Genomic DNA, 23,484 nt, shown 5'->3' on the forward strand with positions numbered 1-23,484 from the left:
CACTCGCGGGCTCGCCTACTCTTTACTGGTTACTCTTGCGCGAGACATTTCATGCCCAATAACGATCGCCTGTTGGTGCAGATCCTGCTCCTGGTGCTGTTCGGTGCCAGCTTCTGGGTGATGGCACCTTTCTGGTCGGCCCTGTTCTGGGGGGCGGTCCTGGCTTTTGCCAGCTGGCCGTTGATGCGTTTGCTGACTCGCTGGCTCAACGGCCGCGAATCCCTGGCCGCCGGTTTGCTGACCCTGGGCTGGATGCTGCTGGTAGCGGCTCCACTGGTCTGGCTCGGCCTCAACCTGGCGGATCACGTGCGTGATGCCACGGCGTTCATCAAGGATGTCCAGGTGGATGGCTTGCCCGAGGCCCCGGCATGGCTGGGCAGCTTGCCGCTGGTGGGCGAGCGCCTGGTGGGTTGGTGGAACAGCATCGACGAACAGGGCGCGGCACTGATGGTGGCGGTCAAGCCTTACCTGGGGCAGGTGGGCAACTGGTTGCTGGCCCGTAGCGCCCAGGTGGGCGGGGGCATCCTGGAGCTGACCCTGAGCCTGGTCTTCGTGTTCTTCTTCTATCGCGACGGCCCGCGCCTGGCGTTGTTCGTGCATCGCTTGCTGGAACGCCTGATCGGCGATCGTGCGGGCTACTACATCGACCTGGTGGCCGGTACGGTGCAGCGCGTGGTCAACGGGGTGATCGGCACAGCGGCGGCCCAGGGCCTGCTGGCCTTGATCGGCTTCATCATCGCCGGGGTGCCCGGAGCACTGGTGCTGGGGATCGTGACCTTCCTGCTCAGCCTGATTCCCATGGGGCCGCCCCTGGTCTGGATTCCGGCCACCGCCTGGCTGGCCTGGAAGGGCGAGTACGGCATGGCGGTGTTCCTGGGGATCTGGGGCACCTTCATCATCAGTGGCGTCGACAACGTGCTCAAGCCTTACCTGATCAGTCGCGGTGGCAACCTGCCGCTGGTGATCGTCCTGCTGGGAGTGTTCGGGGGCTTGTTCACCTTTGGCTTCATCGGCTTGTTCATCGGCCCGACCTTGCTGGCAGTGGCCTACAGCCTGTTGCTGGATTGGAGCGCCAGCCAGTCACGGCCCCAGGAACCGCGCTGAGGCCTGCAGGGCGCTCAGGGGCGCGACAGTCGCAATACCGCGGTCAGGCCGCCGCCAGGGGTTTCCTCCAGGCGCAACTGGCCGCCCATGCGCTCGGCCGCTTCGCGGGCGATGGTCATGCCCAGGCCCACCCCGCCTGAGTTGCGGTTGCGCGATCCTTCCAGGCGAAAGAACGGCTCGAACACCGCCTCGCGCTTGTCGGCAGAAATACCCGGCCCATGGTCGATGACGCGGATCAGCAATTGATCGCGGCTGTCCTCCAGGGTCAAGGTGGCCTGGCCGGCATAACGCAACGCGTTGTCCAGCAGGTTGTTCAGGCACGATTGCAGGGCCATGGGCTGTACCAGCAAGGGCGCGCAATGGCCCTGGGCCTGGACATCGGCGCCCTGGTCCTGGGCGTTCTCGCACATCGATTCCACTAGCGCCTGGACGTCCATCAATTGCCAGATCTCGCTGGTGCGCTGTTCATGCAGATAGCTGAGGGTGGCATCGAGCATCTTGATCATGTCGTCCAGGTCCTGGCGCATCTGTCCTTGCAGCTTGCTGTCCTCGATCTGCTCCAGGCGCAGCTTCAGGCGCGACAGGGGCGTGCGCAGGTCGTGGGAGACCGCACCGAGCATGCGCCCGCGTTGCTGGACCTGCTCGCGTATGCGCTTTTGCATCTGGTTGAAGGTGCTGGCGGCTTGCCGTGCCTCGTGGGGACCGAGTTCTTCCAACGGCGGGCTGTCGAGGTTTTCACTGAGCCGCTCGGCGGCAGCGCTAAGGCGCTGGATGGGGCGTGATAGCAACTTGGCGCCGTACCAGGCTGCGATGATCAGCGAGATGAACTGGAAGGTCAGGGGCACCAATGGGCCGCCGAACCAGGGGCGCGGTCGCCGGGGGAAGCGTGGCACCGGGGCCGGGGCCTGGCCATTGTCGAGAGCCACCGATCCGGGCGGTGGGGGCGGCGGCGGTGGAGGGGGGCCGTAATGGTGGAACCAGAAGAATGCCAGTAGATGGGCGAGGACAATTGCCACCAGCAAGACGCCGAACAGCCGGCCGAACAGCGTATCGACGCGTCCACGCATCAGCCGATGTCCCGGGCGTCGAACAGGTAGCCCTCGCCACGTACGGTCTTGATCAATTGCGGTGATTTGGGGTCATCGCCGAGCTTTTGCCGCAGGCGCGACACCAGCAGGTCGATGCTGCGGTCGAAGGCTTCGATGGAGCGCCCACGGGCGGCATCCAGCAACTGCTCGCGGCTCAGGACCCGGCGTGGGCGTTCAAGGAAGACCCAGAGCAGGCGGAACTCGGCGTTGGACAGTGGTACGACCAGGCCGTCGGCGGAAATCAGTTGGCGCAGGACACTGTTCAGGCGCCAGTTGTCGAAGCGCACGTTGGCCCGTTGTTCGCTGCGATCGTCGCGCACCCGGCGCAGGATGGTCTGGATTCGCGCCACCAGCTCCCGGGGCTCGAAGGGCTTGGCCATGTAGTCGTCGGCGCCCAGTTCCAGGCCGATGATGCGGTCGGTAGGCTCGCACCGCGCGGTGAGCATGAGGATCGGGATCTCCGATTCGGTGCGTAACCAACGGCACAGGGACAGGCCGTCTTCGCCGGGCAGCATGAGGTCGAGAACCACCACGTCGAAATGTTCGGTTTGCAGGGCCTGGCGCATCGCGGCCCCATCGGTGACGCCGCTGGCGTGGATGTTGAAGCGCGCCAGGTAACCGATCAGCAGCTCACGGATCGGCAGGTCGTCGTCGACGATCAGCGCCCGGGTGTTCCAGCGTTTGTCGTCGCCATTGGCCGGGGCTTTGGAGTCGTCGTTGAGAGGGGCTGGAGTGTTATGCATGGGTAGGGTCATCTGCCAGGTAGGCTGCCGGCCACCAGGGAGTGGCAAGCTTGCGACTTCAGCATAGGCGTCCGGCCCGGGGGCTGGAAGCGCTGTTCGAGGGTCTTGCGGCTGGCAAGGGTAGCGTCATGGCGTGTTACGGGCGTGTCGTTCGTGTATCCGGATCGATACAAAAGACCCGATGCCTGGGGAATTTGCCGTGCTGGTGGGAACCTCGGATCGCCATTGAGGAGGAATTAGCGCGCATCGGGTCCCGGATCGGTGCAGCTTGCGCTACAATCCGCGCCGATTTCGACTTGCCTGAGAGCTTCTTCATGTCCGCCTGCCAGACACCTATCATCGTCGCCCTGGATTTCCCCACCCGTGACGCCGCACTGAAACTGGCCGATCAATTGGACCCCAAACTGTGCCGGGTCAAGGTCGGCAAGGAGCTGTTCACCAGCTGCGCGGCCGAGATTGTCGGGACCCTGCGGGACAAGGGATTCGAAGTGTTCCTGGACCTGAAATTCCATGACATTCCCAACACCACCGCCATGGCGGTCAAGGCTGCTGCGCAAATGGGCGTCTGGATGGTCAACGTGCACTGCTCCGGTGGCCTGCGCATGATGGCCGCCTGCCGTGAGGTGCTGGACCAACGCAGCGGCCCGCAGCCCCTGCTGATCGGTGTCACCGTGCTCACCAGCATGGAGCGTGAGGACCTGGCTGGCATTGGCCTGGATATCGAACCCCAGGAACAGGTACTGCGCCTGGCCGCGTTGGCGCAAAAGGCCGGTATGGATGGCCTGGTGTGCTCGGCGCTCGAGGCCCAGGCCCTGAAGAGCGCCCATCCGTCCCTGCAACTGGTGACCCCGGGGATCCGTCCGGCGGGCAGCGCCCACGACGATCAGCGGCGTATCCTGACGCCGCGCCAGGCCCTGGATGCCGGTTCCGACTACCTGGTGATCGGTCGCCCCATCAGCCAGGCAGCGGATCCGGCCAAGGCCCTGGCCGACGTAGTGGCCGAGCTGGCCCTGTAATACCCGGGAGCCGTTCTTCCGGCTCCCTGTCTCCAGCCCCGGTTCCGGGGCTGGCCTGCTTTCAGACTTTGAGCACCAGCTTGCCGAAGTTCTCGCCGCTGAACAGTTTCATCAGGGTTTCCGGGAACGTCTCCAGGCCCTCGACGATGTCCTCCTTGCTCTTGAGTTGCCCCTTGGCCATCCAGCCGGCCATTTCCTGCCCGGCGGCGGCGAACTGCGCGGCATGGTCCATCACCACGAAGCCTTCCATGCGCGCCCGATTGACCAGCAACGACAGGTAGTTGGCCGGTCCCTTGACCGCTTCCTTGTTGTTGTACTGGCTGATGGCGCCACAGATCACCACCCGGGCCTTGAAGTTCAGGCGGGTGAGCACGGTGTCGAGGATATCGCCGCCGACATTGTCGAAATACACATCGACCCCTTTGGGGCACTCGCGCTTGAGACCGGCCTGGAGGTCTTCGCTCTTGTAGTCGATGGCACCGTCAAAGCCCAGTTCCTCGACGAGGAAGCGGCACTTGTCCTGGCCGCCGGCGATGCCGACCACCCGGCAGCCCTTGAGCTTGGCAATCTGCCCGGCAATGCTGCCCACTGCGCCTGCGGCCCCGGACAACACCACGGTTTCGCCAGCCTTGGGGGCGCCGACATCCAACAGGGCAAAGTAGGCGGTCATGCCGGTCATTCCCAGCACGGACAGGTAGCGCGGCAAGGGCGCCAGGCGTGGGTCTACCTTGTAGAAGCCGCGGGGCTCGCCGACAAAATAGTCCTGTACCCCCAGGGCTCCATTGACGTAGTCGCCGACGGCGAAGTCCGGATGCCTGGAGGCGCTCACCCGGCCTACGCCCAGGGCGCGCATGACCTCGCCGATACCCACCGGCGGGATATAGGACTTGCCTTCGTTCATCCAGCCGCGCATGGCCGGGTCCAGGGACAGGTATTCGTTCTTCACCTGGATCTGTCCGGCACCGGGCTCGGCCACGGCCACTTGCTGGTAGGTGAAGGTATCGCGGGTGGCCGCGCCAACGGGGCGCTTGGCGAGCAGGAACTGGCGGTTGGTCAGGGTGGTCATGGCAGGCCCTCGAGAGCTGGATGAAACCCTAGTTGATAGTCCCTTGGGCCGGCTGCTGCAAGGCTCACCCGCCCAGCGAATGGGCTGCGATCCAGAGCCGTGATAAGTGGCAGGAGGCCTCATCACTCGGACGCATGGGGTGGCAAACGGATGCCTGATAGTGCTGCCGCTGCGTCTACCCTCTATGGCTAGATGGGTCCGGGTATTGGGCCCGTACAGGATCGAGGAGCTTTGCATGAGCATGACGTTTTCCGGCCAGGTAGCCCTGGTGACCGGCGCGGCCAACGGTATCGGCCGCGCCACCGCCCTGGCGTTCGCTGCCGAGGGCCTGAAGGTGGTCGTGGCGGATCTGGACGTGACCGGCGGCGAGGGCACCGTGGCGCTGATTCGCGAGGCGGGGGGCGAGGCGCTGTTCGTGCCCTGCAATGTCACTCTGGAGGCCGATGTGCAGCAGCTCATGGCCCGCACCCTCGAGGCCTACGGTCGCCTGGACTATGCCTTCAACAACGCCGGGATCGAGATCGAGAAAGGTCGCCTGGCCGAGGGTTCGCTGGATGAGTTCGACGCCATCATGGGGGTCAACGTCAAGGGGGTGTGGCTGTGCATGAAGCATCAGCTGCCGCTGTTGCTGGCCCAGGGTGGGGGCGCCATCGTCAATACCGCCTCGGTGGCGGGGCTGGGCGCGGCGCCGAAGATGAGTATCTATGCCGCGTCCAAGCATGCGGTGATCGGCCTGACCAAGTCGGCGGCCATCGAATACGCCAAGAAGAAGATCCGGGTCAATGCCGTGTGCCCGGCGGTGATCGATACCGACATGTTCCGCCGTGCCTACGAGGCAGACCCGAAGAAGGCCGATTTCGCCGCGGCCATGCACCCGGTCGGACGCATCGGCAAGGTCGAGGAGATCGCCAGCGCCGTGCTTTATCTGTGCAGTGACGGCGCAGCCTTTACCACCGGCCAGGCACTGGCTGTCGATGGAGGGGCCACGGCGATCTGATGAGTGGCCGGTTCCTGGCGGCAAATGCCGCCAGGTGTCGATGGAATCGACCTTCAGCGTCCTGAAAACGACCTCTATCTAGCTTTTTGCCATTATTGCGACGCCAGAGACTTGTGTGCCGGTGTTCGCCGTTGCGACCCTTCGCAAAAACAAATGGCCCTGTCGCCATTGGGGACTTGAAGGGGATTGCGCAGCATGACGACGACCTCTAGCGGACGCTTTGCCAACCTGGGCATGGCCAAGAAACTGGGCATGGGCTTTGCCCTGGTGTTGCTCCTGACGGCACTGGTGGCCGGTATCGGGGTCTGGTCCCTGCAAACCATCAGCCAGCGTTTCGATGGCCTCAAGCAGATGTCGCAGCTCAATAGCGGGGTCCTCAAGATTCGCTTGCTGGAGCAGGACTATGCGTTGCATGGCGACAGCAAGGTCGTCGATACCCTGCACGAAAACCTGGAGGCGCTGGGGGCATTGGCTCAGCGGCTCAAGGGCCAGTCCTCGGCCAACCAGGCGGTCATGGCGGATGTCGAGTTGGCATTGGCCGACTATCGCAAGGCCTTCGATGGGTTCGTCGAGTTGACCCAGGCCAAGGACCTGGCGCTGGAAATGGCCAGTTGGTCGGTGTCCAGCGTGGCCAACAACCTCGATGTGCTGCAGGCCGGGCTGGTGGACGACGGCACTTATTCCTTCAAGGATTCCCAGGGCCAGGAGGGGGCCGGGTTCATCGAGCAGGCCAGCCAGGTCAGCCAGGTCTCGCGCCTGATGTTGCAGGCCATGAACGAGGCACGGGTGCGCCTGGACCAGAACCGCAAGGGTGGGGACCAGGAACCCGGCGAGCAGGGACGGATCGAGCAGGCCGTGCAGTCCCTGGCCCTGGTCGAACAGCTCAAGGGCAGCGTCAAGGACGCGGGATACCAGACCGTTCTGAATGAGGTATCGGGGCACATCGGCAACTTCAGCGAAAAACTCGACGAGTACACCGGCCTGTTGGTCCAGGAGAAGCAGGTCTATAGGCAGTTGCACGAGCGTGCCGCCCAGGTGATGGCCCGTGTTGACCAGGCCTACGCCGCCCAGGATCGGTCGATGCAGGACGAGCTGGAGAAAAACGCCCTGTTGATCCTTGGGTCGTCGGCCTTGGCCTTGTTGGTGGGGTTGTTGGCGGCCTTGGCTATTACCCGGTCGATCGTCCGGCCCCTGCGCACTGTGATGCAGGTGGCCCAGCAGATAGCCGCGGGGGACCTGACGGCGACGGTGGCGGTCGGGCGGCGTGACGAGATCGGCCAATTGATGCAGGCGATGCAACAAATGAGCAGCGGCTTGAGCAGTATCGTCAGCGGCCTGCAATCGGGAATCGAAAGTCTGGCCGGATCGGCGCAGTCGCTGTCTGCCGTGACCGAGCAGACCAACCTGGAAGTCAGCAACCAGAAGGAGGAAACCGAACAGGTGGCCACGGCCATGAACCAGATGACCGCCACGGTCCATGATGTGGCACGCAATGCCGAGGAGGCGGCGCTGGCGGCCCAGGCCGCGGATGACAAGGTCGAGACTGGCCAGCAGGTGGTACGCCAGAGCATGCAGCGTATCGAGCAACTGGCGGATTCAGCGAATCGCGCCAGCAGCGGTATCCAGAGCCTGAATGCCGAGATCGCCAATATCGGCAGCGTGCTGGATGTGATCAAGAGCGTGGCCGAGCAGACCAACCTGCTGGCGCTCAATGCGGCCATCGAGGCTGCGAGGGCGGGTGAGCAGGGCAGGGGATTTGCGGTCGTGGCCGATGAGGTGCGGGCGTTGGCCAAGCGCACCCAGCAGTCCACCGAAGAAATCGCCCGTCTGGTGGTGGCCTTGCACGCAGCCGCGGACTCGTCGGTCCAGCAGATCCAGGGCAGCGGTGAGTTGGTCAAGCTAGCGGTGAGCGATGCGTTGCTTACCGAAAGCGCCTTGGGCAGCATCGCCGCGGCCGTGTCGCTGATCCAGCAGATGAACCAGCAGATCGCTGCCGCCGCCGAGCAACAAAGCTCTGTGGCCGAGGAGATCAATCGCAGTGTCACCAGCATTCGCGCCAGTGCCGATCAGTCCTCGCAGGCGATGCAGGGCAGCGCCGCGTCGAGCATCGAGCTGGCGCAATTGGGGGGCGAGTTGAAATCCATGGTGGGGCATTTTCGCCTGTAGCGGCGGGGTGGGCATGGCTGTAGCCAGCCAGTGCCCGGCATGGCGCGCCGGGCACGATCATCCATCTCAGTCGTAGATGGCTTTCTTTTTCCAGTCGGCGTCGGCTTCCACTTCTTTCAGGCCCTGGGTCAACTCGTTGACCTCGTCTTCCGCCGGCTCCAGGGTCGAGAGCACCATGGCATTGGCCCGTGCCAGGAGCTTGTCCAGATACTCCAGCTGTTCGCTGTAGACCTTGGGGTCCGGTTGCTTGCGCAGGTATTGCACTCCGCGCTCGAAGGCCAGGCGGGCTTGACCCGGCTGGTTCTGCTGCAAGGCGTGCTGTCCCAGGTTGTTGAAGAATTCGATGTGCAGCAGCACCAGGATATGGCGGATTTCCTTGATCCAGCGCTTGGCTTCGTTGGGGGGCAGGAAACCATCGTGGGCGGCGCGGGTGACCTGGCCGTGCATGGCCTCCAGCAGGAAGCGCACGTCCTTGGCCTTGGCTTCGGTCAGGATCGGTGATGGCGGGTTGTTGACCGGGATCGACTCCCCTTGGCCTACCAGGGTGTTCAGCTCGGCAAGGCGGGCCTTGAGTGCTGTGTTGGCTTTATCCAGGTTGAGCAGGCGCTGCACCACATTGAGTTCCAGGCGGGTCAGCAGCAACTTGAGGGCCGGCGACATGAATTGGCCGGGGAAGGTTTCGGTGAGTTCGCCACAGCGGCGCAGACGGTCATTGAGCTCGACCTTGGTGCGGACCTTTTCCAGCTTGTTGTTTTCCACCACATGGTTCATGTAGCCAATGGCGATCAAGAGTGCGATCCCGGCTATTACCAGCAGGGTGATCATGAGTGGTGTCACCGTTAAAACCTCGTTATAGGATTTCGCGTGCGAGTGTAGTGGCTTGGCATTTGGGCGCATAGCGCCGCTCGACGAGCCGGAGATGGCTTGAGCCCTGTCCCTATAGATGCGATGACCGTCTCTATAGTGATAGCAGGCGAACAGGGAGGGCCATGGGTTCAAATTGATATCACCGGCTGCGCAGGACTATAGCGTCTTGTCGGGTGACAGAATATAGGCGTCAAAGCGCGGGCAGCAGAAAAGCCCATGGCAGGCCTGAAACGGGTCCGAAGTTATTGATTTAAATAAAGTTATATCTGGGGGTTGACGACCTCCCAAAGCATCCATAGAATGCGCGCCACTTTCAGCGGAAAGCTAAACGCGAAACGCTGGAGGGAGTGAATGTTGTAGCGTGTCCCCTTCGTCTAGTGGCCTAGGACACCGCCCTTTCACGGCGGTAACAGGGGTTCGAGTCCCCTAGGGGACGCCATTTGCGGGAATAGCTCAGTTGGTAGAGCACGACCTTGCCAAGGTCGGGGTCGCGAGTTCGAGTCTCGTTTCCCGCTCCAATTTTAAACAGTCTGGCTTTCGGGCGAGACTGAGTGAAACCAGGACCCAAGTCTTCGGATGTGGACCTGGACACCGAAACACACACCATGTGTTCCGGGTAGCGTGTCCCCTTCGTCTAGTGGCCTAGGACACCGCCCTTTCACGGCGGTAACAGGGGTTCGAGTCCCCTAGGGGACGCCATTTGCGGGAATAGCTCAGTTGGTAGAGCACGACCTTGCCAAGGTCGGGGTCGCGAGTTCGAGTCTCGTTTCCCGCTCCAATTTTAAACGGTCTGGCTTTCGGGCGAGACTGAGTGAAACCAGAGCCCAAGTCTTCGGATGCGGATCTGGACACCGAAACACACACCATGTGTTCCGGGTAGCGTGTCCCCTTCGTCTAGTGGCCTAGGACACCGCCCTTTCACGGCGGTAACAGGGGTTCGAGTCCCCTAGGGGACGCCATTTGCGGGAATAGCTCAGTTGGTAGAGCACGACCTTGCCAAGGTCGGGGTCGCGAGTTCGAGTCTCGTTTCCCGCTCCAAATTCACAAAAACGCCGCTCATTCGAGCGGCGTTTTTGTTTGCGCGTCATAAAGCGATCTTGGCTTCACGCCGTCCTGCAGCCGTCTGGGCAGATACCGTTTCGAGCTCGTCCGCTCCCTTGTCCAGCCAGCTCCCGACAGTCCTGGAGCTTGCAGGAAAATGATATTTGATTGATCGAATATGATATTGAACCGAGCGGCGCCGCAGCCTAGTTTCTTCATCGAAAGCACCTTGCCCTTAACTATAAAAATAAAGGTATGCGTCGATGACCCGCCTCTCGATGGCCTGCACAGCATTGTCTTCGTTCCCAGCTATAGCACCGAACGGTATCCCAACAGGGTGCGACTATCCTCGCTGGAGTAAGCCCTCAGGCCTTTCGCGCGCCACAGAGCGAAATGTCCTACCTCGCTCTACTGATCCTGGTCGATCGTGATTTTCGCTATGGCAGTTCGCTGGTGAGTAGCGAGGCTGCCTATCTTCTGGAGGTCGGTGATGGCACTGGGCGATATCGCAGACCATGTCCAGGGCCTCGAACTCACGCCGCGCTTGCAGGCACCCTACGACTGGCCTCATTGAGCTGCGTTTGCGGCTAGCCTGCGGTCATGACGGGTAATGGAGCGGGCGGGGCAAAACATGGTGCATTTGATCGCCACACAGGAAACCAATCGTATTGCCGCTAATTTCCTGCGGCATCTGCGCCGCTGCTTGCGGGACATGTCGGTGCCATTCGACTTGCCGACAGCATTGGCGCGAGTGGGGAGCGATGCCCGGGCGGTGCTTGCGGGTGACGAGCTGGCGCTGAGTTTCCAGCAGTACTACCAACTGCTCGAGCAGGTGCCCGAGAGTGTTGCCGAGTGCGGTTTCTACCTGCGCTTGGGGGCGTTGTACGACATCACCGATATCGGCTTGCTGGGGTATGCCTGCCTGAGCGCAGAAAATCTGCGCAAATCCTGGGACCTGACCTTCGGCAGCACTGCCTTGCTCCCGCATCCGCTCAATGGAACCAGGCGTGTCTGTGGTGGCCGGGTCGAAGTGCTGCTGCACGCGCCCCTGCATCCTGGCATCAATGCGCGTGGGTTGCAGGAGGAGTGGCTGGCCTCCACCTGGCACTGGATCTGCCAGCGCCTGCCGGAGGTCAGTGACAGCCAGGAGTTGCGCCTGGAGCTGGATTACCCGGCACCGGCCTACAAGGCGCTCTATAGCGAGATCTTTCCCGGCCGGATCGAATTCTCCCGACCCGGCACGCGGTTGTCGTTTCCCGAGGCCTGGTACGAGTTGCCCTTTCCTGCGGCCAACCCTTCCACTTCGCGTTTGTGCCATGAACAGTGCCTGTTGGTCATGGCCCAATTGGATAACAACAAGAGCGGCCTGATCGACGACGTGCGACGGATGCTGTTGATGAACCCCCAGCGCGAGTTCCCTAGCCTGGAAGTCATGGCCGAGCGCGTCAGGATGACTCCCATCACCTTCTACCGACACCTGGCGAAGGCTGGGGTCAACTACCGCATGGTGGTCCTTGAAGTGCGAATGGGGCTGGCCAGGGAATATCTGGAAAAAACGCGTATTCCCCTACAGGAAGTTGCTTACACCCTGGGTTATGACTACCCAGCGAATTTTTATCGGGCGTTCAAGAAGTGGTTTGGTTTTACCGCGCAAGAGTGTCGTTTGGGTCGGGATGGAGTGGCTCACCAGTGAAGTTGCCGACTGCAATCTAATGATAGTGGAATGCGAGGATATGATATTGAAGGGCTTGGAGAGATTGATAGATCCTGTTCTGTAGATATCCCAGGGGAGGTATTCACATGAACAGTCAAAAGAATAAAAACTTCAAGTCGAGTCATGCCGGATATAGCGATGCAAAGTCCGACATGGTGTTTCTCAACGGCAAGATATATACCGTCGATGAACAACAACCGTGGGCCGAGGCGGTGGCGATAAAGGATGGGCTCTTTGTCGCGGTAGGGCGCAGCGTCGATATCCAGGCCTATATCGACGAGCAGACCCAAGTGGTGGACCTGCAGGGCTCGTTCGCCATGCCGGGCATCTACGATATGCATACCCACCCCGACTTGGCACTGGCGCCGCGCTACTCGGGCTACTTGAGTGTCGGCCTGGACAGTCCCACCCCGGAGGACGTCAAGGCCAGCATCCTGGAGTACGCCAACCAACACCCGGGAGATGGCTGGATCTACGGGCAATACTTCGTCCACTTCGAGTTCCGCAAGGCCGGGATCGAGCCCGGGCGCGACTGGCTGGACCAGATCATCGCCGATCGCCCGGTGGCGATCCTCGATCGTTCCTGGGGTTCGATCATGGTCAATTCCAAGGCACTGGAGCTGGCGGGCATCGATGCGCAGACCCAGGATCCGAGCAACGGCTACATTGTTCGCGACTCGGTGACCGGTGAGCCCAGTGGCGTTCTCGTGGACGGCGGTTACGCCATGATTCATGCCGCCATGCCGCCCACGCCGATGCATGCGCTGGTCCGTGCCTACGGTGAAGGCGTCCAGTACCAGACCGGGCGCGGGGTGGTCGGAACCAAGTACGTCCATGTCTGCGAGCATCGCCTCAACGCACTCAAGACCCTGGATGACGCCGGTGACCTGACCTTGCGGGTGGAGGCGGCGATCAGCTGGCAGGACGATATCTTCCCGGTCAGGCGTCGTTGGGAACTGCTGGCCGGTGAACGGCACTTCTACCGCAGTGCTCGCTTGAATGCCGGTGCGGTGAAGTTCCACTTCGATGGCACCCATGAAACCCAGTCTTCCTACTTCGCCACGCCCTATAGCGGCGCAGGGCAGTGGCGAGGCAGCCTGAACCTGACCCCCGAACATATCACCGACCTGGTGGTGGACCTGGACCGGCAAGGCATTCGGGTGATCGCCCACTGTACCGGCGATGCGGCGTCGGACCTGTTCCTCGATGCCGTGGCCGAGGCCCGGCGGCGCAACGGACCCGATGGCGTGCGGCACCATTGCGCGCACTCCTCGGTGTTGCTCGAGCAGAACCTGCCGCGATTCAAGGCATTACAGGTCACCGCCGATTTTTCCCCGGTGGCCTGGTATCCCTATCCCTTCTCCATGGCCCGCGCCCAGGCCAATGGCGAGGAACGTTCCCAGCGGCTGTTCAACTTCAAGGGCGTACTCGATGCAGGAGGCGTCGCGGTGATGGGGACGGATTGGCCTGTATCGGACATCAATCCCTGGATCGGTTTCGAGACCATGATCACCCGGCAGAACCCATGGGACCAGAGCGATACCTGCTACTACGGCAGCCCCATTTCCCTGGAGCAGGCCATCCGGGTGATGACCATCAACGGAGCCTGGTGCATGGAGCTGGAGCATCGTTGCGGCAGTATCGAGGTCGGCAAGTCCGCGGACATGATCGTGCTCGATCGCAACCTGTTCGAGTTGGAGCCCAGGGGCAATATCCACAATACCCAAGTCGATCTCACTGTCCTGGAGGGCGCAGTGGTCTGGGATCGACATGATCGTTTTGGCGGTACGCAATGGCAGGCACGCTGGCGCAAGGAACTGCCGCAGTTCCACGAAAAAATCTAATTAGTACTCGGTGCGCGAATCATTCGTGCGGTCATGCCTGAACTTGCCAGTGTGGGTGAGAGCAATGTCTTCGAAACTTCCGATCATTCGTGTCAGTGTTATTTCCGGATTTCTCGGTTCGGGAAAAACCACGTTGTTGAACCGTATTCTTAATGGCGACCATGGTTTGAAGATTGCGGTCATGGTCAATGACTTTGGTGAAATAAACATAGACGCCAATTTGATTGTCAGTGCCTCGCAGAATATAACCAGCCTGGCCAATGGTTGTATTTGTTGCACTGTTGAAAGTGATCTGATCGAGCAACTTGAGAAGTTGTGCAAGATGCAAGAGGGGCGACCCGAACATATCCTGATAGAAACCAGTGGTGTTTCCGATCCTGGGCGGGTGGTGCACACCTTGAGGTATCCGCAATTGCGCCAACGGCTGGTACTCGACACCGTGGTGGTGCTGCTCGATGCCGAGCGTCATCGCGACCTGCCTGAGGAGGTCAGGCCCCTGGCCCAGGAACAGTTGGCCGCTGCCGATATCGTGGTGATCAACAAGGTTGATCTGGTCAGTCCCGAGAGCTTGCAGGGGCTGAAGCGGCAGTGGCTGTTTCCCCGGGCCAAGGTCCATGAGGCGGTCTTTGCCAATATCCCCTTGCCCTTCATCTTCGATACCAGCCCGGAGCGTTTCGCGCCGCTTGCGTTCCATGCCCGCCAGCCGGGTTATGCCGTGGCCAGGCCCCAGCGACATGATCAACTGTTCAGCAGTTTCAGTTGGCACAGCTCGGCGCCCCTGTCCCTGGCGGCCCTGCGCAAGGTGATTGGCGGGTTTCCGGACCATGTCTACCGAGCCAAGGGGTTTCTTTATCTGCAGGGGTACCCCGAACGACGCTTTGTCCTGCATCTGGTGGGCGCGCGCCTGGATATACAGCCTGCCGCGACCTGGGATGAGCAAGAGGCCGTGGGTAGCCACCTGGTGGTGATCGGCTCCAGGCAGTTGGATGCCCAGGCGCTGTGTGAGCGCCTGGAGCAATCGGTCTGCCACCCAGAGCTCACTGTTACCCGGCTGGCCGTGGGCTCAGAGCGATAACAGCAAGCGTCCGGCGAACAGCAGCAGGACCAGCCCCATGCAGCGTTCGAACCAGTGCCCCAGGCGCATGAACAGCAGGCGGACGCGGGAACTGGAGAAAAACAGCGCGACGATGACGAACCACAGCGCGTTCACCAGGCACATCCAGGCGCCATACAGGGCCTGGATGCTCAGTGGCGTGCTGGCGCTGACCAGGGTGGTGAAGATTGCCAGGAAAAACAGGGTCGCCTTGGGGTTGGTGGCGTTGGTCAGGAAACCGGTGATGAAGGCGCGCGGCAGTGTCTGTCGAGCCGGCTCAGGCTCCGCTTCCCCCGGTACGCTGGACTTGGCCTTGCTGCGCAGCAGGCTGATGCCCAGGTAGAGGATATAGGCGGCACCCAGTAGCTTGGCGACGTTCAGCAACCACGGCGTGGTGTGCATCAGGGCGCCGACGCCCAACAGGGTATAGAGCACATGGACCGAGATGCCGGCGCCGATCCCCAGGGCGGTACAAGTGCCGATCATGCGGCCAAAACGCACGCTCTGGCGGATGGTGACGGCAAAGTCCGGCCCGGGAGCGAGCACGGCGAGAAAGTGAACCACTGCCAGGGCGGCGAATTCACCGAGATAGGTGGACAGCATGGAAACTCCGTGAGGCAGGTTGAAGGGGCGAGGGATCAGGCCAGGTCGTAGCTGACCGAGAGCACGCCCTTTTTTTCCGTTACCGATTCAATGCGTACCTGGCCCAGTTCCCGCAGTCGTTGTACATGGGTACCTCCGCAGCCAAAGGTCGGCAACGGGCCGAAGCCGACCTGGCGCATGCCGTCCTGCAACTCGATGCGGCGCTGCAAATCCGCGGTTATCCATTGTTCGATAGCGCTGTGCAGCAAGTCGGCATCGATGGCCTGAGGTGTCGGCCCCGGTTTGAACGACACCCGGCCTTCGCCTGGCCAGTGGTGGGCCTTGACCGGTATCCAACCCAGGCTCTGGCCGAAGTGGCCGATCAGGTGTCCGGCCGAGTGCATACGGCTGTTGAACAGGCGTTGGTCCGGGTCCACCCGGGCGATGAAAGAGCCGGGCTCGAGGGGCTGGGACAGGTGGTGCAGGATCTGTTCACCGTCCTGCAGTACCCGTAGCACCCGGGCCTCGCCAATCCAGCCGGTGTCGCTGGGTTGGCCGCCGCCCTGGGGATGGAAAGGCGTGGCGTCGAGGGTGGCGATAAACGAGTCGTCCACCCTGGTGCAGCCCAGGACTTGCACCGGGATATTCAATTCATCGTCTTGGAAATACAGGCGCAGCGTCATGTTCGAGACCTTGCAAGTGAGTGTTTTTTTATTATGTGGCGGCCTCGATTGCGTGATAATCCGTTCGAAACTCAATGGACTATTGCGTCATGAGCATAAATCTACCCCTGCCTTTGCTGGCCGAAATGGCCATTTTCGTCCGCGTGGTGGAGACCGGTAGCTTCTCCGAGGCCGCGCGCCAGCTGGGTTCTTCGCCTTCGGCGGTGAGCCGCAGCGTTTCGCGCCTGGAGAAGGCCCTGGCCACCCGCTTGCTGCAACGCACCACTCGCAAGCTGCGCTTGAGCGATGGTGGCGAGGAAGTGTTCAAGCGCTGCTGCGAGATGGTCAGCGCGGCGCGTTCGGTGATGGAGATCAGCGGCCAGTTCACCCACGAGGCCGAGGGCGTGGTGCGGGTCAGCGTGCCCAAGGCGGTGGGGCGTTTCGTGGTGCACCCGCACATGCCCGAGTTCCTGCGGCGTTACCCGAAGGTGGATGTGGAGTTACTGCACGAAGACCGGGACGTCGACCTGATCGACGATCATGTCGACCTGGCGATCCGCATCACCGACCGGCCGCCGCCTGGGTTGATCGGCCGCCAGTTGCTGCGCATCGACCATCTGCTGTGCGCTACGCCGCAGTACCTGGCGGAGCACGGCACGCCGGGCCATCCCCAGGACCTGCGCCAGCACAGTTGCATCTACCTGGGCGAGACGCCCAGCGACGCACGCTGGAAGTTCACCCAGGGCAGCAAGGCGGTCACCGTGGCGGTGCGTGGGCGCTACGCCGCCAACCACACCGGCGTACGCCTGGATGCGGTGCTGCAGCACCTGGGGATCGGCAGCCTGCCGTACTTCACTGCGCGCCATGCCCTGGAGCAGGGCTTGATCGTGCAGGTGCTGCCGGAGTGGACCTTCCTGGCCTCCTACCACGGCGGCGCCTGGCTGCTGCACTCGCCGACCCGCTACCTGCCGCCCAAGTTGCGGGTGTTCATCGATTACCTGGTGGAGTGCCTGGCCAAGGAACCGACCTTGGGCCGGCCGGGCAAGGCGCCCTAGTCGCCGGCAAACGGCGCCCATGAAAAAGGCCCGCCGGTGTAACCGTACGGGCCTTGGTGACGCCAGGCGTATCGATCAGTGCTTGCTGTCCTGGTCGGAGAGCGCCAGCAGCTGTTTTTCCTGGTTCCAGTCGAAGGGCTCGTCGTTCTGCTCGGCCTCGTAGCGGCGCTCCTCGAGGGCCTGGTACAGGTCGATTTCCTCGTCGGGCATGTAGTGCAGGCAGTCGCCGGCGAAGTACCACAGCAGGTCGCGCGGCACCAGGTGGGCGATCTGTGGGTAGCGTTGCATGATCTGGCACAGCAGGTCCTGGCCCAGGTACTGGCTTTCGATCGGATCGATCGGCAGCGAGGCGCGCAGTTCATCGAAGCGCTCCAGGAACAGCGCGTGGCTTTCTTCGGGAACCTGTTCGGCTTCTCCCACGGCCACCAGGATGCTGCGCAGGTGGTCCAGCAGGACGAGATGGTCGGCGACGGTGTTGGACATGACAGGGTCCTCAAGAGCAAAACGGGCGCGGGAGTATATAGCCCCCACGCCCGGTTTCATAATCGACCAGCCCAAGGGCGGTCGCCTAGCGGGTCTTGCCTTCGCTCAAGGTCAACTCTTGCTTGGCGAAATCATCCACATCGATGACTTTGCGCCGCGCTGCTTCGGCCGCGTGCAGGCTTTGCGCCTCGGCTGCCTGCAGGACACCGGCCTCCAGCGCGGTGTCGATGACCGATTCGCCGGCCGCGGGCTTGAACTGGCCGCTTTTCAACGCCTCGTGCAGGCGCTTGTATTGTGGATGGGCGGCGCTGATCAGTTCGCAGGCATGCTGCAGGGCACCCACCGGATCGTCCGCCGCTTGCGGGCGGTAGCAACCTTCGAGCACGGCTTCCAGGGCCGGGTCGCCCTTGGCCCGGCCGATGATCGCCGCCACTTCGGCGTCCAGTCGATCCGAGGGGCCGGTATGGTGCCGGCCGAAGGGAAACACCAGGACCCGCAGCAGGCAGCCGAAGGTGCGGCTGGGGAAGTTGCGCAGCAGTTCGTCCAGGGCCCGTTCCGAGTGACCGAGGCTTTCTTCCATGGCCCAGGCCAGCAGCGGTTGCAGGTACTCCGGCGAGTCCAGGTCGTGGTAGCGCTTGAGCGCCGCCGAGCCCAGGTACAGGTGGCTGAGCACATCGCCCAGGCGTGCGGACAGGCGCTCGCGGCGCTTGAGTTCGCCACCCAGGAGCATCATCGACAGGTCGGCGAGCAGGGCGAAGGCTGCGGCCTGGCGGTTCAAGGCGCGGAAGTAGCCCTGGCTGAGGCTGTCCCCCGGGGCTTTTTCGAAGCGACCCAGGCCCAGGTTCAGCACCAGGGTGCTGGCGGCGTTGCTCACGGCGAAGCCGATGTGCTTGAGCAGCAGGGCATCGAACTCCTTCAGGGCCTGGTCATGGTCTTCGCGCCCGGCCAGGGCCATTTCCTTGAGCACGAAGGGATGGCAGCGGATCGCCCCCTGGCCGAAGATCATCAGGTTGCGCGACAGGATGTTGGCGCCTTCCACGGTGATGAAGATCGGCGCGCCCTGCCAGTTGCGGCCCAGGTAGTTGTTGGGCCCCATGATGATGCCCTTGCCGCCGTGCACGTCCATGGCGTGGCCGATGCATTCGCGGCCGCGCTCGGTGAGGTGGTACTTGAGGATCGCCGACAGCACCGAGGGTTTTTCCCCCAGGTCCACGGCGTTGGCGGTGAGCATGCGCGCGCTGTCCATCAGCCAGGCATTGCCGCCGATGCGCGCCAGGGCTTCCTGGATGCCTTCGAAGGCCGCCAGCGGCACGTTGAACTGCTCACGTACCTGGGCGTACTGGCCGGTGACCAGGCTGGTGAACTTGGCGGCACCGGTGCCCACTGCCGGGAGCGAGATGGAGCGTCCCACCGACAGGCAGTTCATCAGCATCATCCAGCCCTTGCCGAGCATGTCCTGGCCGCCGATAAGGAAGTCCAGGGGGATGAACACGTCCTTGCCGGAGTTGGGGCCATTCATGAAGGCGGCGCCCAGGGGCAGGTGGCGGCGGCCGATTTCCACCCCGGGGGTGTCGGTGGGGATCAAGGCCAGGCTGATGCCCAGGTCTTCCTCTTCGCCCAGCAGGTGGTCCGGGTCATGGGCCTTGAAGGCCAGGCCCAGCAGGGTCGCTACCGGGCCCAGGGTGATGTAGCGCTTTTCCCAGTTCAGGCGCAGGCCGAGGGTTTCCTCGCCTTGCCACTGGCCCTTGCAGATGATGCCGGTGTCCGGCATGGCCCCGGCGTCGGAGCCGGCCAGGGGGCCGGTCAGGGCAAAGCAGGGAATATCGTCGCCCCGGGCCAGGCGCGGCAGGTAGTGGTTGCGCTGTTCGTCGGTGCCGTAGTGCAGCAGCAGTTCGGCCGGGCCCAGGGAATTGGGAACCATGACCGTGGAGGCCAGGTCGCCGCTGCGGGTCGCCAGCTTCATCGCCACCTGGGAGTGGGCATAGGCCGAGAAGCCCTTGCCGCCGTACTCCTTGGGAATGATCAGGGCGAAGAAACCATGTTCCTTGATATGCGCCCAGGCCTCGGCAGGCAGGTCCATCTGCTGGCCGATCTGCCAGTCGCTGACCATGGCGCAGAGTTCTTCGGTGGGACCGTCGATGAAGGCTTGTTCTTCCTCGGTGAGCTGGGCCCTGGGATAGGCCAGCAGGGTGTTCCAGTCAGGACGCCCGCTGAACAGCTCGCCATCCCACCACACGGTGCCGGCGTCGATGGCGTCGCGCTCGGTTTGCGACATCGGTGGCAAGACTTTCTGGAACCAGTTGAACAGCGGGGCGCTGAAATGCTTGCGCCGCAGGTCCGGCAGCAACAGGGGCGCGGCCACTGCCGCCAGGACGACCCAGAACACCAGCAGCAACCAGCCGGGAGCGTGGCTGAAGATGCCCATGGCCAGCAGGTAGACAGCGACTGCGCCCAGGGCGGGCAACGGAGCGGTGCGGCGATGTGCCAGGTAGGCGACGCCAGCCAGCAGAACCAGTATCCACAACAACAGCATATTCAATCCTCCATGAGGCCAGGGGGCCGAAGCACCCTCAGAGCTTAGTCGGCGTGCGACCAAGCGGGTGCCCGGGGCGGTGCGAGGCAGGCTGGCCCTGGCCGGTGAATGTCGGCTGCCCGTTTCGTCCGGCTGGGTGAAGCAGGCCATGATCTTTGGCCGAAACGTCGTTATCTCTGTGCTGGATGCCTCTATAGACTCAGGGTTCACCTGGAGGTTATGCCCATGCACGAGTACCTGCGTCCCAGCCGCTTCATCGATAGTGACCACCCGGCGGTAGTGGAGTTCGCCGAATCTCATCGCGGCACCCGAGGCGACCCCAGGGAGCAAGCGGTGAGCCTCTACTACGCGGTACGCGAGGCCGTGCGCTACAACCCCTACACTTTCAGCCTCGACCCCGGGAGCCTGCGCGGCAGCCACGCCCTGGCCACGGGCGAGAGCTATTGCGTGCCCAAGGCCACCTTGCTGGCCGGTTGTGCACGGCATTGCGGGATTCCTGCCCGGATAGGCCTGGCGGACGTGCGCAACCATCTCTCGACCCCGCGCTTGCTGGAATTGTTGCGCAGCGACGTGTTCGCCATGCACGGCTATACCGAGCTGTACCTGGACGGGCGTTGGGTCAAGGCCACGCCGGCGTTCAACCAGGACCTGTGCGAGCTGTTCGATGTGGCGCCGCTGGAGTTCGACGGCGTGCATGACAGCGTCTTCCATCCCTTCAATCGCCAGGGCGAGCAGTTGATGGAATACCTGGTGGACCATGGGCAGTTTGCCGATGTCCCGGAGCACTTCTTTTTCGACCACCTGAAAAAATGCTATCCGCATCTGATCGGCCAGCCGCAATTCACAGGACTTGGGGATATGCACAGCGATTTGAGTCGCGGCTGATCAGGCGTAGACTGCCCCGGCATTCATTACCGAGGGATGGTCATGCTGAAGATCTGGGGACGCAAGAATTCATCGAATGTCAGGAAAGCGCTGTGGTGCGCCGAGGAATTGGGGCTGGCCTATGAGTCCCTGGATGCCGGTGGCGCCTTCGGTGTGGTGGACACCCCCGAGTACCGGGCGCTGAACCCCAACGGGCGGATCCCGATGATCGAGGACGAAGGCTTCGTGCTCTGGGAATCCAACACCATCGTGCGCTATTTGCTGGCTCGGCATGCCGCCGGCACGCCCTGGTATCCGGCCGACGTGCAGGCACGGGCCAGTGCCGAGAAGTGGATGGATTGGAACACCTCGACCTTCGCCGATGTGTTCCGTCCCCTGTTCTGGGGGGTATTGCGCACCCCGTCGGAACAACAGGATTGGGTGAAGATCAATGCGGCCAGGGACACCTGCGCCGACTTGCTGGGGCGGGTCGACCAGGCGCTGGCCGGGCAACCCTACCTCTCCGGCCAGCAGATCGGCATGGGCGACATTCCCTTGGGCAGTTTCATTTATGCCTGGTTCGAGATGCCGATCGAGCGGCCATCGATGCCTCATCTGGAAGCCTGGTACCAGCGCCTGCAGCAGCGCCCGGCCTATCGTCGGGCGGTGATGACCGCGTTGACTTAATACCCACTATTGATAGACATGACTGTACTTGCAGGGCGTCGGCACGCAACATGGCGAGCGTCCGGCGTCGTTGCAATCTGGCCGGGCCGCCCTTAACTATAAAACTCCCTCTTCTTGGTGCATGAATCCGATATGAGTTCCGCTCTGTCCATCCGGCAGCTAACCAAAACCTACGGCAACGGTTTCCAGGCCCTGAGTGGTATCGATCTGGATGTCGCCGAGGGTGACTTCTTTGCCCTGCTCGGTCCCAACGGGGCCGGTAAATCCACCACCATCGGCATTCTCTCGACCCTGGTGAACAAGACCAGCGGAACGGTGAATGTCTTCGGCCATGACCTGGATCGCCAGCCGGCGGCGCTCAAGCGCAGCATTGGCGTGGTGCCGCAGGAATTCAACTTCAACCAGTTCGAAAAGACCTTCGACATCGTCGTGACCCAGGCCGGCTATTACGGTATTCCGGCGAAGATCGCCAGGGAGCGGGCCGAGCAATACCTGACCCAGCTCGGCCTGTGGGACAAGCGCGACATGCCTTCGCGCTCCTTGTCCGGTGGCATGAAGCGCCGGTTGATGATCGCCCGGGCCCTGGTCCATGAACCGCGCCTGTTGATCCTCGATGAACCCACTGCCGGGGTGGATATCGAGCTGCGCCGTTCGATGTGGAGCTTCCTTACCGAGCTCAACCAGAAGGGCATCACTATCATCCTCACCACTCACTACCTGGAAGAGGCCGAGCAGTTGTGCCGCAACATCGGCATCATCGACCACGGCACCATCGTCGAGAACACCAGCATGCGCCAGTTGCTCGGCCAACTGCATGTGGAGACCTTCCTGCTCGACCTCAAGCATCACCTGTCCGTCGCACCCTCGTTGGTCGGTTATCCGGCCCGACTGGTGGACAGCCATACCCTGGAGGTCCAGGTGGACAAAGCCGCAGGGATCACCGCGCTGTTCGGCCAATTGGCGCTGCAAAACATCGAAGTGCTGAGCCTGCGTAACAAGACCAACCGACTTGAGGAACTGTTCGTGTCCCTGGTGGAGAAGAATCTGTCGAAGGTGGCGGTATGAGTTCAGAGTTCCAAGCCAACCTGGTGGCGCTCAATACCATCGTCTACCGCGAGGTCAAGCGCTTTACCCGGATCTGGCCGCAGACCCTGCTGCCGCCAGCCATCACCATGGTCCTGTACTTCGTCATCTTCGGTAACCTCATTGGCCGGCAAATCGGTGACATGGGTGGCTTCACCTACATGGAGTACATCGTGCCGGGGCTGATCATGATGTCGGTGATCACCAACTCCTACGGCAATGTGGTGTCGAGCTTCTTCGGCAGCAAGTTCCAGCGCTCCATCGAGGAACTGATGGTGTCGCCGGTGTCGCCCCACACCATCCTGGTCGGCTACACCCTGGGTGGGGTGCTGCGTGGGCTGGCGGTGGGAGTGATCGTGACGCTGCTGTCGCTGTTCTTCACCAAGCTGCAGGTGCATCACCTGGGCATCACTGTGCTGGTGGTGGTGCTGACGGCGACGATCTTCTCGCTGTTGGGCTTCATCAACGCGGTGTTCGCACGCAACTTCGACGATATCTCGATTATCCCGACGTTCGTCCTGACACCACTGACCTACCTGGGCGGGGTGTTCTATTCGATCAACCTGCTGCCGCCGTTCTGGCAGACCGTGTCCCTGGCCAACCCGGTGTTGCACATGGTCAACTCGTTCCGCTACGGCATCCTCGGGGTATCGGATATCAGTATCGGCACCGCGATCACGTTCATGCTGGTGGCCACGGCGGTGCTTTATATCGGTTGTGCCCGGTTGCTGGTCAGCGGGCGCGGCATGCGCCAGTAAGCAGCACTGTCGAGCAATGAAAACGGCCTCCCTCGGGA

The 23,484-nt window shown here is 62.4% G+C and carries 21 protein-coding genes and 6 tRNA genes; 18 read left to right on the forward strand and 9 right to left on the reverse strand.

Annotated features, from left to right (window positions below; all coding sequences use genetic code 11):
* Positions 1 to 51 precede the first annotated feature (51 nt).
* Positions 52 to 1,104 (forward strand): AI-2E family transporter, encoded by a 1,053-nt coding sequence (locus I9018_RS08925; protein WP_068587950.1) that lies wholly within the window; start codon positions 52 to 54, stop codon positions 1,102 to 1,104.
* Between the two features lie 14 nt (positions 1,105 to 1,118).
* Here the strand turns inward: I9018_RS08925 and I9018_RS08930 are convergent, their stop codons facing one another.
* Together I9018_RS08930 and I9018_RS08935 are read right to left on the reverse strand one after the other, a co-directional pair.
* On the reverse strand, positions 1,119 to 2,171 hold the full coding sequence (locus I9018_RS08930) for a HAMP domain-containing sensor histidine kinase (protein ID WP_124346157.1): 1,053 nt from the start codon (positions 2,169 to 2,171) through the stop codon (positions 1,119 to 1,121).
* Positions 2,171 to 2,935 (reverse strand): response regulator, encoded by a 765-nt coding sequence (locus I9018_RS08935; RefSeq protein ID WP_068587947.1) that lies wholly within the window; start codon positions 2,933 to 2,935, stop codon positions 2,171 to 2,173. The genes I9018_RS08930 and I9018_RS08935 overlap by 1 nt, the downstream gene beginning before the upstream one ends.
* A 314-nt stretch (positions 2,936 to 3,249) precedes the next feature.
* Between I9018_RS08935 and pyrF the strand changes: the two genes are divergently transcribed.
* Entirely contained in the window at positions 3,250 to 3,951 is a 702-nt protein-coding gene (gene pyrF / locus I9018_RS08940; protein ID WP_241109225.1) for an orotidine-5'-phosphate decarboxylase, read from the forward strand.
* Positions 3,952 to 4,012: 61 nt separating this feature from the next.
* Here the strand turns inward: pyrF and I9018_RS08945 are convergent, their stop codons facing one another.
* The gene (locus tag I9018_RS08945) at positions 4,013 to 5,017 is read right to left on the reverse strand and encodes an NADP-dependent oxidoreductase (RefSeq protein ID WP_068587943.1); all 1,005 of its coding nucleotides are present in this window, start codon (positions 5,015 to 5,017) and stop codon (positions 4,013 to 4,015) included.
* 235 nt (positions 5,018 to 5,252) lie between these two features.
* On the opposite strand from I9018_RS08945, the gene I9018_RS08950 reads away from it, so the two are divergent.
* Both I9018_RS08950 and I9018_RS08955 read left to right on the forward strand, forming a co-directional pair.
* Positions 5,253 to 6,014: an SDR family oxidoreductase gene (locus tag I9018_RS08950; protein WP_068587941.1), complete on the forward strand. Its 762-nt coding sequence runs from the start codon at positions 5,253 to 5,255 to the stop codon at positions 6,012 to 6,014.
* A 195-nt stretch (positions 6,015 to 6,209) separates the two neighbouring features.
* The gene (locus I9018_RS08955) at positions 6,210 to 8,180 is read left to right on the forward strand and encodes a methyl-accepting chemotaxis protein (RefSeq protein WP_068587982.1); all 1,971 of its coding nucleotides are present in this window, start codon (positions 6,210 to 6,212) and stop codon (positions 8,178 to 8,180) included.
* A gap of 66 nt (positions 8,181 to 8,246) precedes the next feature.
* On the opposite strand, the gene I9018_RS08960 is transcribed toward I9018_RS08955, so the two are convergent.
* Positions 8,247 to 9,005, reverse strand: a complete 759-nt coding sequence (locus tag I9018_RS08960; protein WP_068587940.1) for a hypothetical protein — start codon at positions 9,003 to 9,005, stop codon at positions 8,247 to 8,249.
* A 405-nt stretch (positions 9,006 to 9,410) separates the two neighbouring features.
* Here I9018_RS08960 and I9018_RS08965 point away from each other — a divergent pair.
* From I9018_RS08965 to I9018_RS08990, 6 genes are all read left to right on the forward strand, one after another.
* A tRNA-Glu gene (locus I9018_RS08965) sits at positions 9,411 to 9,486 on the forward strand.
* Between the two features lie 3 nt (positions 9,487 to 9,489).
* Positions 9,490 to 9,565 (forward strand) — tRNA-Gly (locus tag I9018_RS08970).
* A gap of 105 nt (positions 9,566 to 9,670) precedes the next feature.
* Positions 9,671 to 9,746, forward strand: a tRNA-Glu gene (locus I9018_RS08975).
* Positions 9,747 to 9,749: 3 nt separating this feature from the next.
* Positions 9,750 to 9,825: transfer RNA gene (locus tag I9018_RS08980), tRNA-Gly, on the forward strand.
* 105 nt (positions 9,826 to 9,930) lie between these two features.
* Positions 9,931 to 10,006: transfer RNA gene (locus I9018_RS08985), tRNA-Glu, on the forward strand.
* Between the two features lie 3 nt (positions 10,007 to 10,009).
* Positions 10,010 to 10,085 (forward strand) — tRNA-Gly (locus tag I9018_RS08990).
* 18 nt (positions 10,086 to 10,103) lie between these two features.
* Here the strand turns inward: I9018_RS08990 and I9018_RS08995 are convergent.
* Complete coding sequence (locus tag I9018_RS08995) at positions 10,104 to 10,307, reverse strand: hypothetical protein (RefSeq protein WP_241109226.1); 204 nt, start codon at positions 10,305 to 10,307, stop codon at positions 10,104 to 10,106.
* A 499-nt stretch (positions 10,308 to 10,806) separates the two neighbouring features.
* Between I9018_RS08995 and I9018_RS09000 the strand changes: the two genes are divergently transcribed.
* The 3 genes from I9018_RS09000 to I9018_RS09010 all read left to right on the forward strand — a co-directional run bounded on the left by I9018_RS09000 (position 10,807) and on the right by I9018_RS09010 (position 14,721).
* Complete coding sequence (locus I9018_RS09000) at positions 10,807 to 11,781, forward strand: AraC family transcriptional regulator (RefSeq protein ID WP_241109227.1); 975 nt, start codon at positions 10,807 to 10,809, stop codon at positions 11,779 to 11,781.
* Positions 11,782 to 11,888: 107 nt separating this feature from the next.
* On the forward strand, positions 11,889 to 13,646 hold the full coding sequence (locus tag I9018_RS09005; protein WP_241109228.1) for an amidohydrolase: 1,758 nt from the start codon (positions 11,889 to 11,891) through the stop codon (positions 13,644 to 13,646).
* Positions 13,647 to 13,710: 64 nt separating this feature from the next.
* Positions 13,711 to 14,721 (forward strand): GTP-binding protein, encoded by a 1,011-nt coding sequence (locus I9018_RS09010; protein ID WP_241109229.1) that lies wholly within the window; start codon positions 13,711 to 13,713, stop codon positions 14,719 to 14,721.
* Here the strand turns inward: I9018_RS09010 and I9018_RS09015 are convergent.
* Both I9018_RS09015 and I9018_RS09020 read right to left on the reverse strand, forming a co-directional pair.
* Positions 14,710 to 15,342, reverse strand: a complete 633-nt coding sequence (locus I9018_RS09015; protein WP_068578015.1) for a LysE family transporter — start codon at positions 15,340 to 15,342, stop codon at positions 14,710 to 14,712. The two genes, I9018_RS09010 and I9018_RS09015, sit on opposite strands and share 12 nt — an antisense overlap.
* A 35-nt stretch (positions 15,343 to 15,377) precedes the next feature.
* Positions 15,378 to 16,004, reverse strand: coding sequence for a hypothetical protein (locus I9018_RS09020; RefSeq protein ID WP_068578013.1), 627 nt, complete (start codon positions 16,002 to 16,004; stop codon positions 15,378 to 15,380).
* 89 nt (positions 16,005 to 16,093) lie between these two features.
* Here I9018_RS09020 and I9018_RS09025 point away from each other — a divergent pair, with 89 nt between their 5' ends.
* Positions 16,094 to 17,038 (forward strand): LysR family transcriptional regulator, encoded by a 945-nt coding sequence (locus tag I9018_RS09025; RefSeq protein ID WP_124346162.1) that lies wholly within the window; start codon positions 16,094 to 16,096, stop codon positions 17,036 to 17,038.
* 75 nt (positions 17,039 to 17,113) lie between these two features.
* Here the strand turns inward: I9018_RS09025 and I9018_RS09030 are convergent, their stop codons facing one another.
* Both I9018_RS09030 and I9018_RS09035 read right to left on the reverse strand, forming a co-directional pair.
* Positions 17,114 to 17,521, reverse strand: a complete 408-nt coding sequence (locus tag I9018_RS09030) for a PA2817 family protein (protein ID WP_068578010.1) — start codon at positions 17,519 to 17,521, stop codon at positions 17,114 to 17,116.
* An 85-nt stretch (positions 17,522 to 17,606) separates the two neighbouring features.
* Positions 17,607 to 20,054, reverse strand: coding sequence for an acyl-CoA dehydrogenase (locus I9018_RS09035; RefSeq protein WP_241109230.1), 2,448 nt, complete (start codon positions 20,052 to 20,054; stop codon positions 17,607 to 17,609).
* 225 nt (positions 20,055 to 20,279) lie between these two features.
* Between I9018_RS09035 and I9018_RS09040 the strand changes: the two genes are divergently transcribed.
* The 4 genes from I9018_RS09040 to I9018_RS09055 all read left to right on the forward strand — a co-directional run bounded on the left by I9018_RS09040 (position 20,280) and on the right by I9018_RS09055 (position 23,446).
* Positions 20,280 to 20,939 carry a transglutaminase family protein gene (locus I9018_RS09040; protein ID WP_124346164.1) on the forward strand — a complete coding sequence of 220 codons (660 nt, stop codon included), beginning with the start codon at positions 20,280 to 20,282 and terminating at the stop codon, positions 20,937 to 20,939.
* Between the two features lie 42 nt (positions 20,940 to 20,981).
* Positions 20,982 to 21,605: a glutathione S-transferase gene (locus I9018_RS09045; protein ID WP_068578027.1), complete on the forward strand. Its 624-nt coding sequence runs from the start codon at positions 20,982 to 20,984 to the stop codon at positions 21,603 to 21,605.
* 132 nt (positions 21,606 to 21,737) lie between these two features.
* Entirely contained in the window at positions 21,738 to 22,670 is a 933-nt protein-coding gene (locus tag I9018_RS09050; protein WP_241109231.1) for an ABC transporter ATP-binding protein, read from the forward strand.
* Positions 22,667 to 23,446 carry an ABC transporter permease gene (locus tag I9018_RS09055; protein WP_068578002.1) on the forward strand — a complete coding sequence of 260 codons (780 nt, stop codon included), beginning with the start codon at positions 22,667 to 22,669 and terminating at the stop codon, positions 23,444 to 23,446. The genes I9018_RS09050 and I9018_RS09055 overlap by 4 nt, the downstream gene beginning before the upstream one ends.
* The last annotated feature ends 38 nt before the right edge of the window (positions 23,447 to 23,484 follow it).

Origin of the sequence: Pseudomonas sp. MPFS, from assembly GCF_022537035.1 — a bacterium.
Lineage (GTDB): Bacteria > Pseudomonadota > Gammaproteobacteria > Pseudomonadales > Pseudomonadaceae > Aquipseudomonas > Aquipseudomonas sessilinigenes.

Coding starts and splice junctions, on each gene's coding strand:
- I9018_RS09025 (WP_124346162.1), top strand. CDS start 16,094: ATGAGCATAAATCTACCCCTGCCTTTGCTGGCCGAAATGGCCATTTTC.
- I9018_RS09045 (WP_068578027.1), top strand. CDS start 20,982: ATGCTGAAGATCTGGGGACGCAAGAATTCATCGAATGTCAGGAAAGCG.
- pyrF (WP_241109225.1), top strand. CDS start 3,250: ATGTCCGCCTGCCAGACACCTATCATCGTCGCCCTGGATTTCCCCACC.
- I9018_RS09020 (WP_068578013.1), bottom strand. CDS start 16,004: ATGACGCTGCGCCTGTATTTCCAAGACGATGAATTGAATATCCCGGTG.
- I9018_RS09040 (WP_124346164.1), top strand. CDS start 20,280: ATGCACGAGTACCTGCGTCCCAGCCGCTTCATCGATAGTGACCACCCG.
- I9018_RS08930 (WP_124346157.1), bottom strand. CDS start 2,171: ATGCGTGGACGCGTCGATACGCTGTTCGGCCGGCTGTTCGGCGTCTTG.
- I9018_RS09015 (WP_068578015.1), bottom strand. CDS start 15,342: ATGCTGTCCACCTATCTCGGTGAATTCGCCGCCCTGGCAGTGGTTCAC.
- I9018_RS09030 (WP_068578010.1), bottom strand. CDS start 17,521: ATGTCCAACACCGTCGCCGACCATCTCGTCCTGCTGGACCACCTGCGC.
- I9018_RS08925 (WP_068587950.1), top strand. CDS start 52: ATGCCCAATAACGATCGCCTGTTGGTGCAGATCCTGCTCCTGGTGCTG.
- I9018_RS09035 (WP_241109230.1), bottom strand. CDS start 20,054: ATGCTGTTGTTGTGGATACTGGTTCTGCTGGCTGGCGTCGCCTACCTG.
- I9018_RS09010 (WP_241109229.1), top strand. CDS start 13,711: ATGTCTTCGAAACTTCCGATCATTCGTGTCAGTGTTATTTCCGGATTT.
- I9018_RS08950 (WP_068587941.1), top strand. CDS start 5,253: ATGAGCATGACGTTTTCCGGCCAGGTAGCCCTGGTGACCGGCGCGGCC.
- I9018_RS09055 (WP_068578002.1), top strand. CDS start 22,667: ATGAGTTCAGAGTTCCAAGCCAACCTGGTGGCGCTCAATACCATCGTC.
- I9018_RS08995 (WP_241109226.1), bottom strand. CDS start 10,307: ATGAAGAAACTAGGCTGCGGCGCCGCTCGGTTCAATATCATATTCGAT.
- I9018_RS08960 (WP_068587940.1), bottom strand. CDS start 9,005: ATGATCACCCTGCTGGTAATAGCCGGGATCGCACTCTTGATCGCCATT.
- I9018_RS09050 (WP_241109231.1), top strand. CDS start 21,738: ATGAGTTCCGCTCTGTCCATCCGGCAGCTAACCAAAACCTACGGCAAC.
- I9018_RS08945 (WP_068587943.1), bottom strand. CDS start 5,017: ATGACCACCCTGACCAACCGCCAGTTCCTGCTCGCCAAGCGCCCCGTT.
- I9018_RS08935 (WP_068587947.1), bottom strand. CDS start 2,935: ATGCATAACACTCCAGCCCCTCTCAACGACGACTCCAAAGCCCCGGCC.
- I9018_RS08955 (WP_068587982.1), top strand. CDS start 6,210: ATGACGACGACCTCTAGCGGACGCTTTGCCAACCTGGGCATGGCCAAG.
- I9018_RS09005 (WP_241109228.1), top strand. CDS start 11,889: ATGAACAGTCAAAAGAATAAAAACTTCAAGTCGAGTCATGCCGGATAT.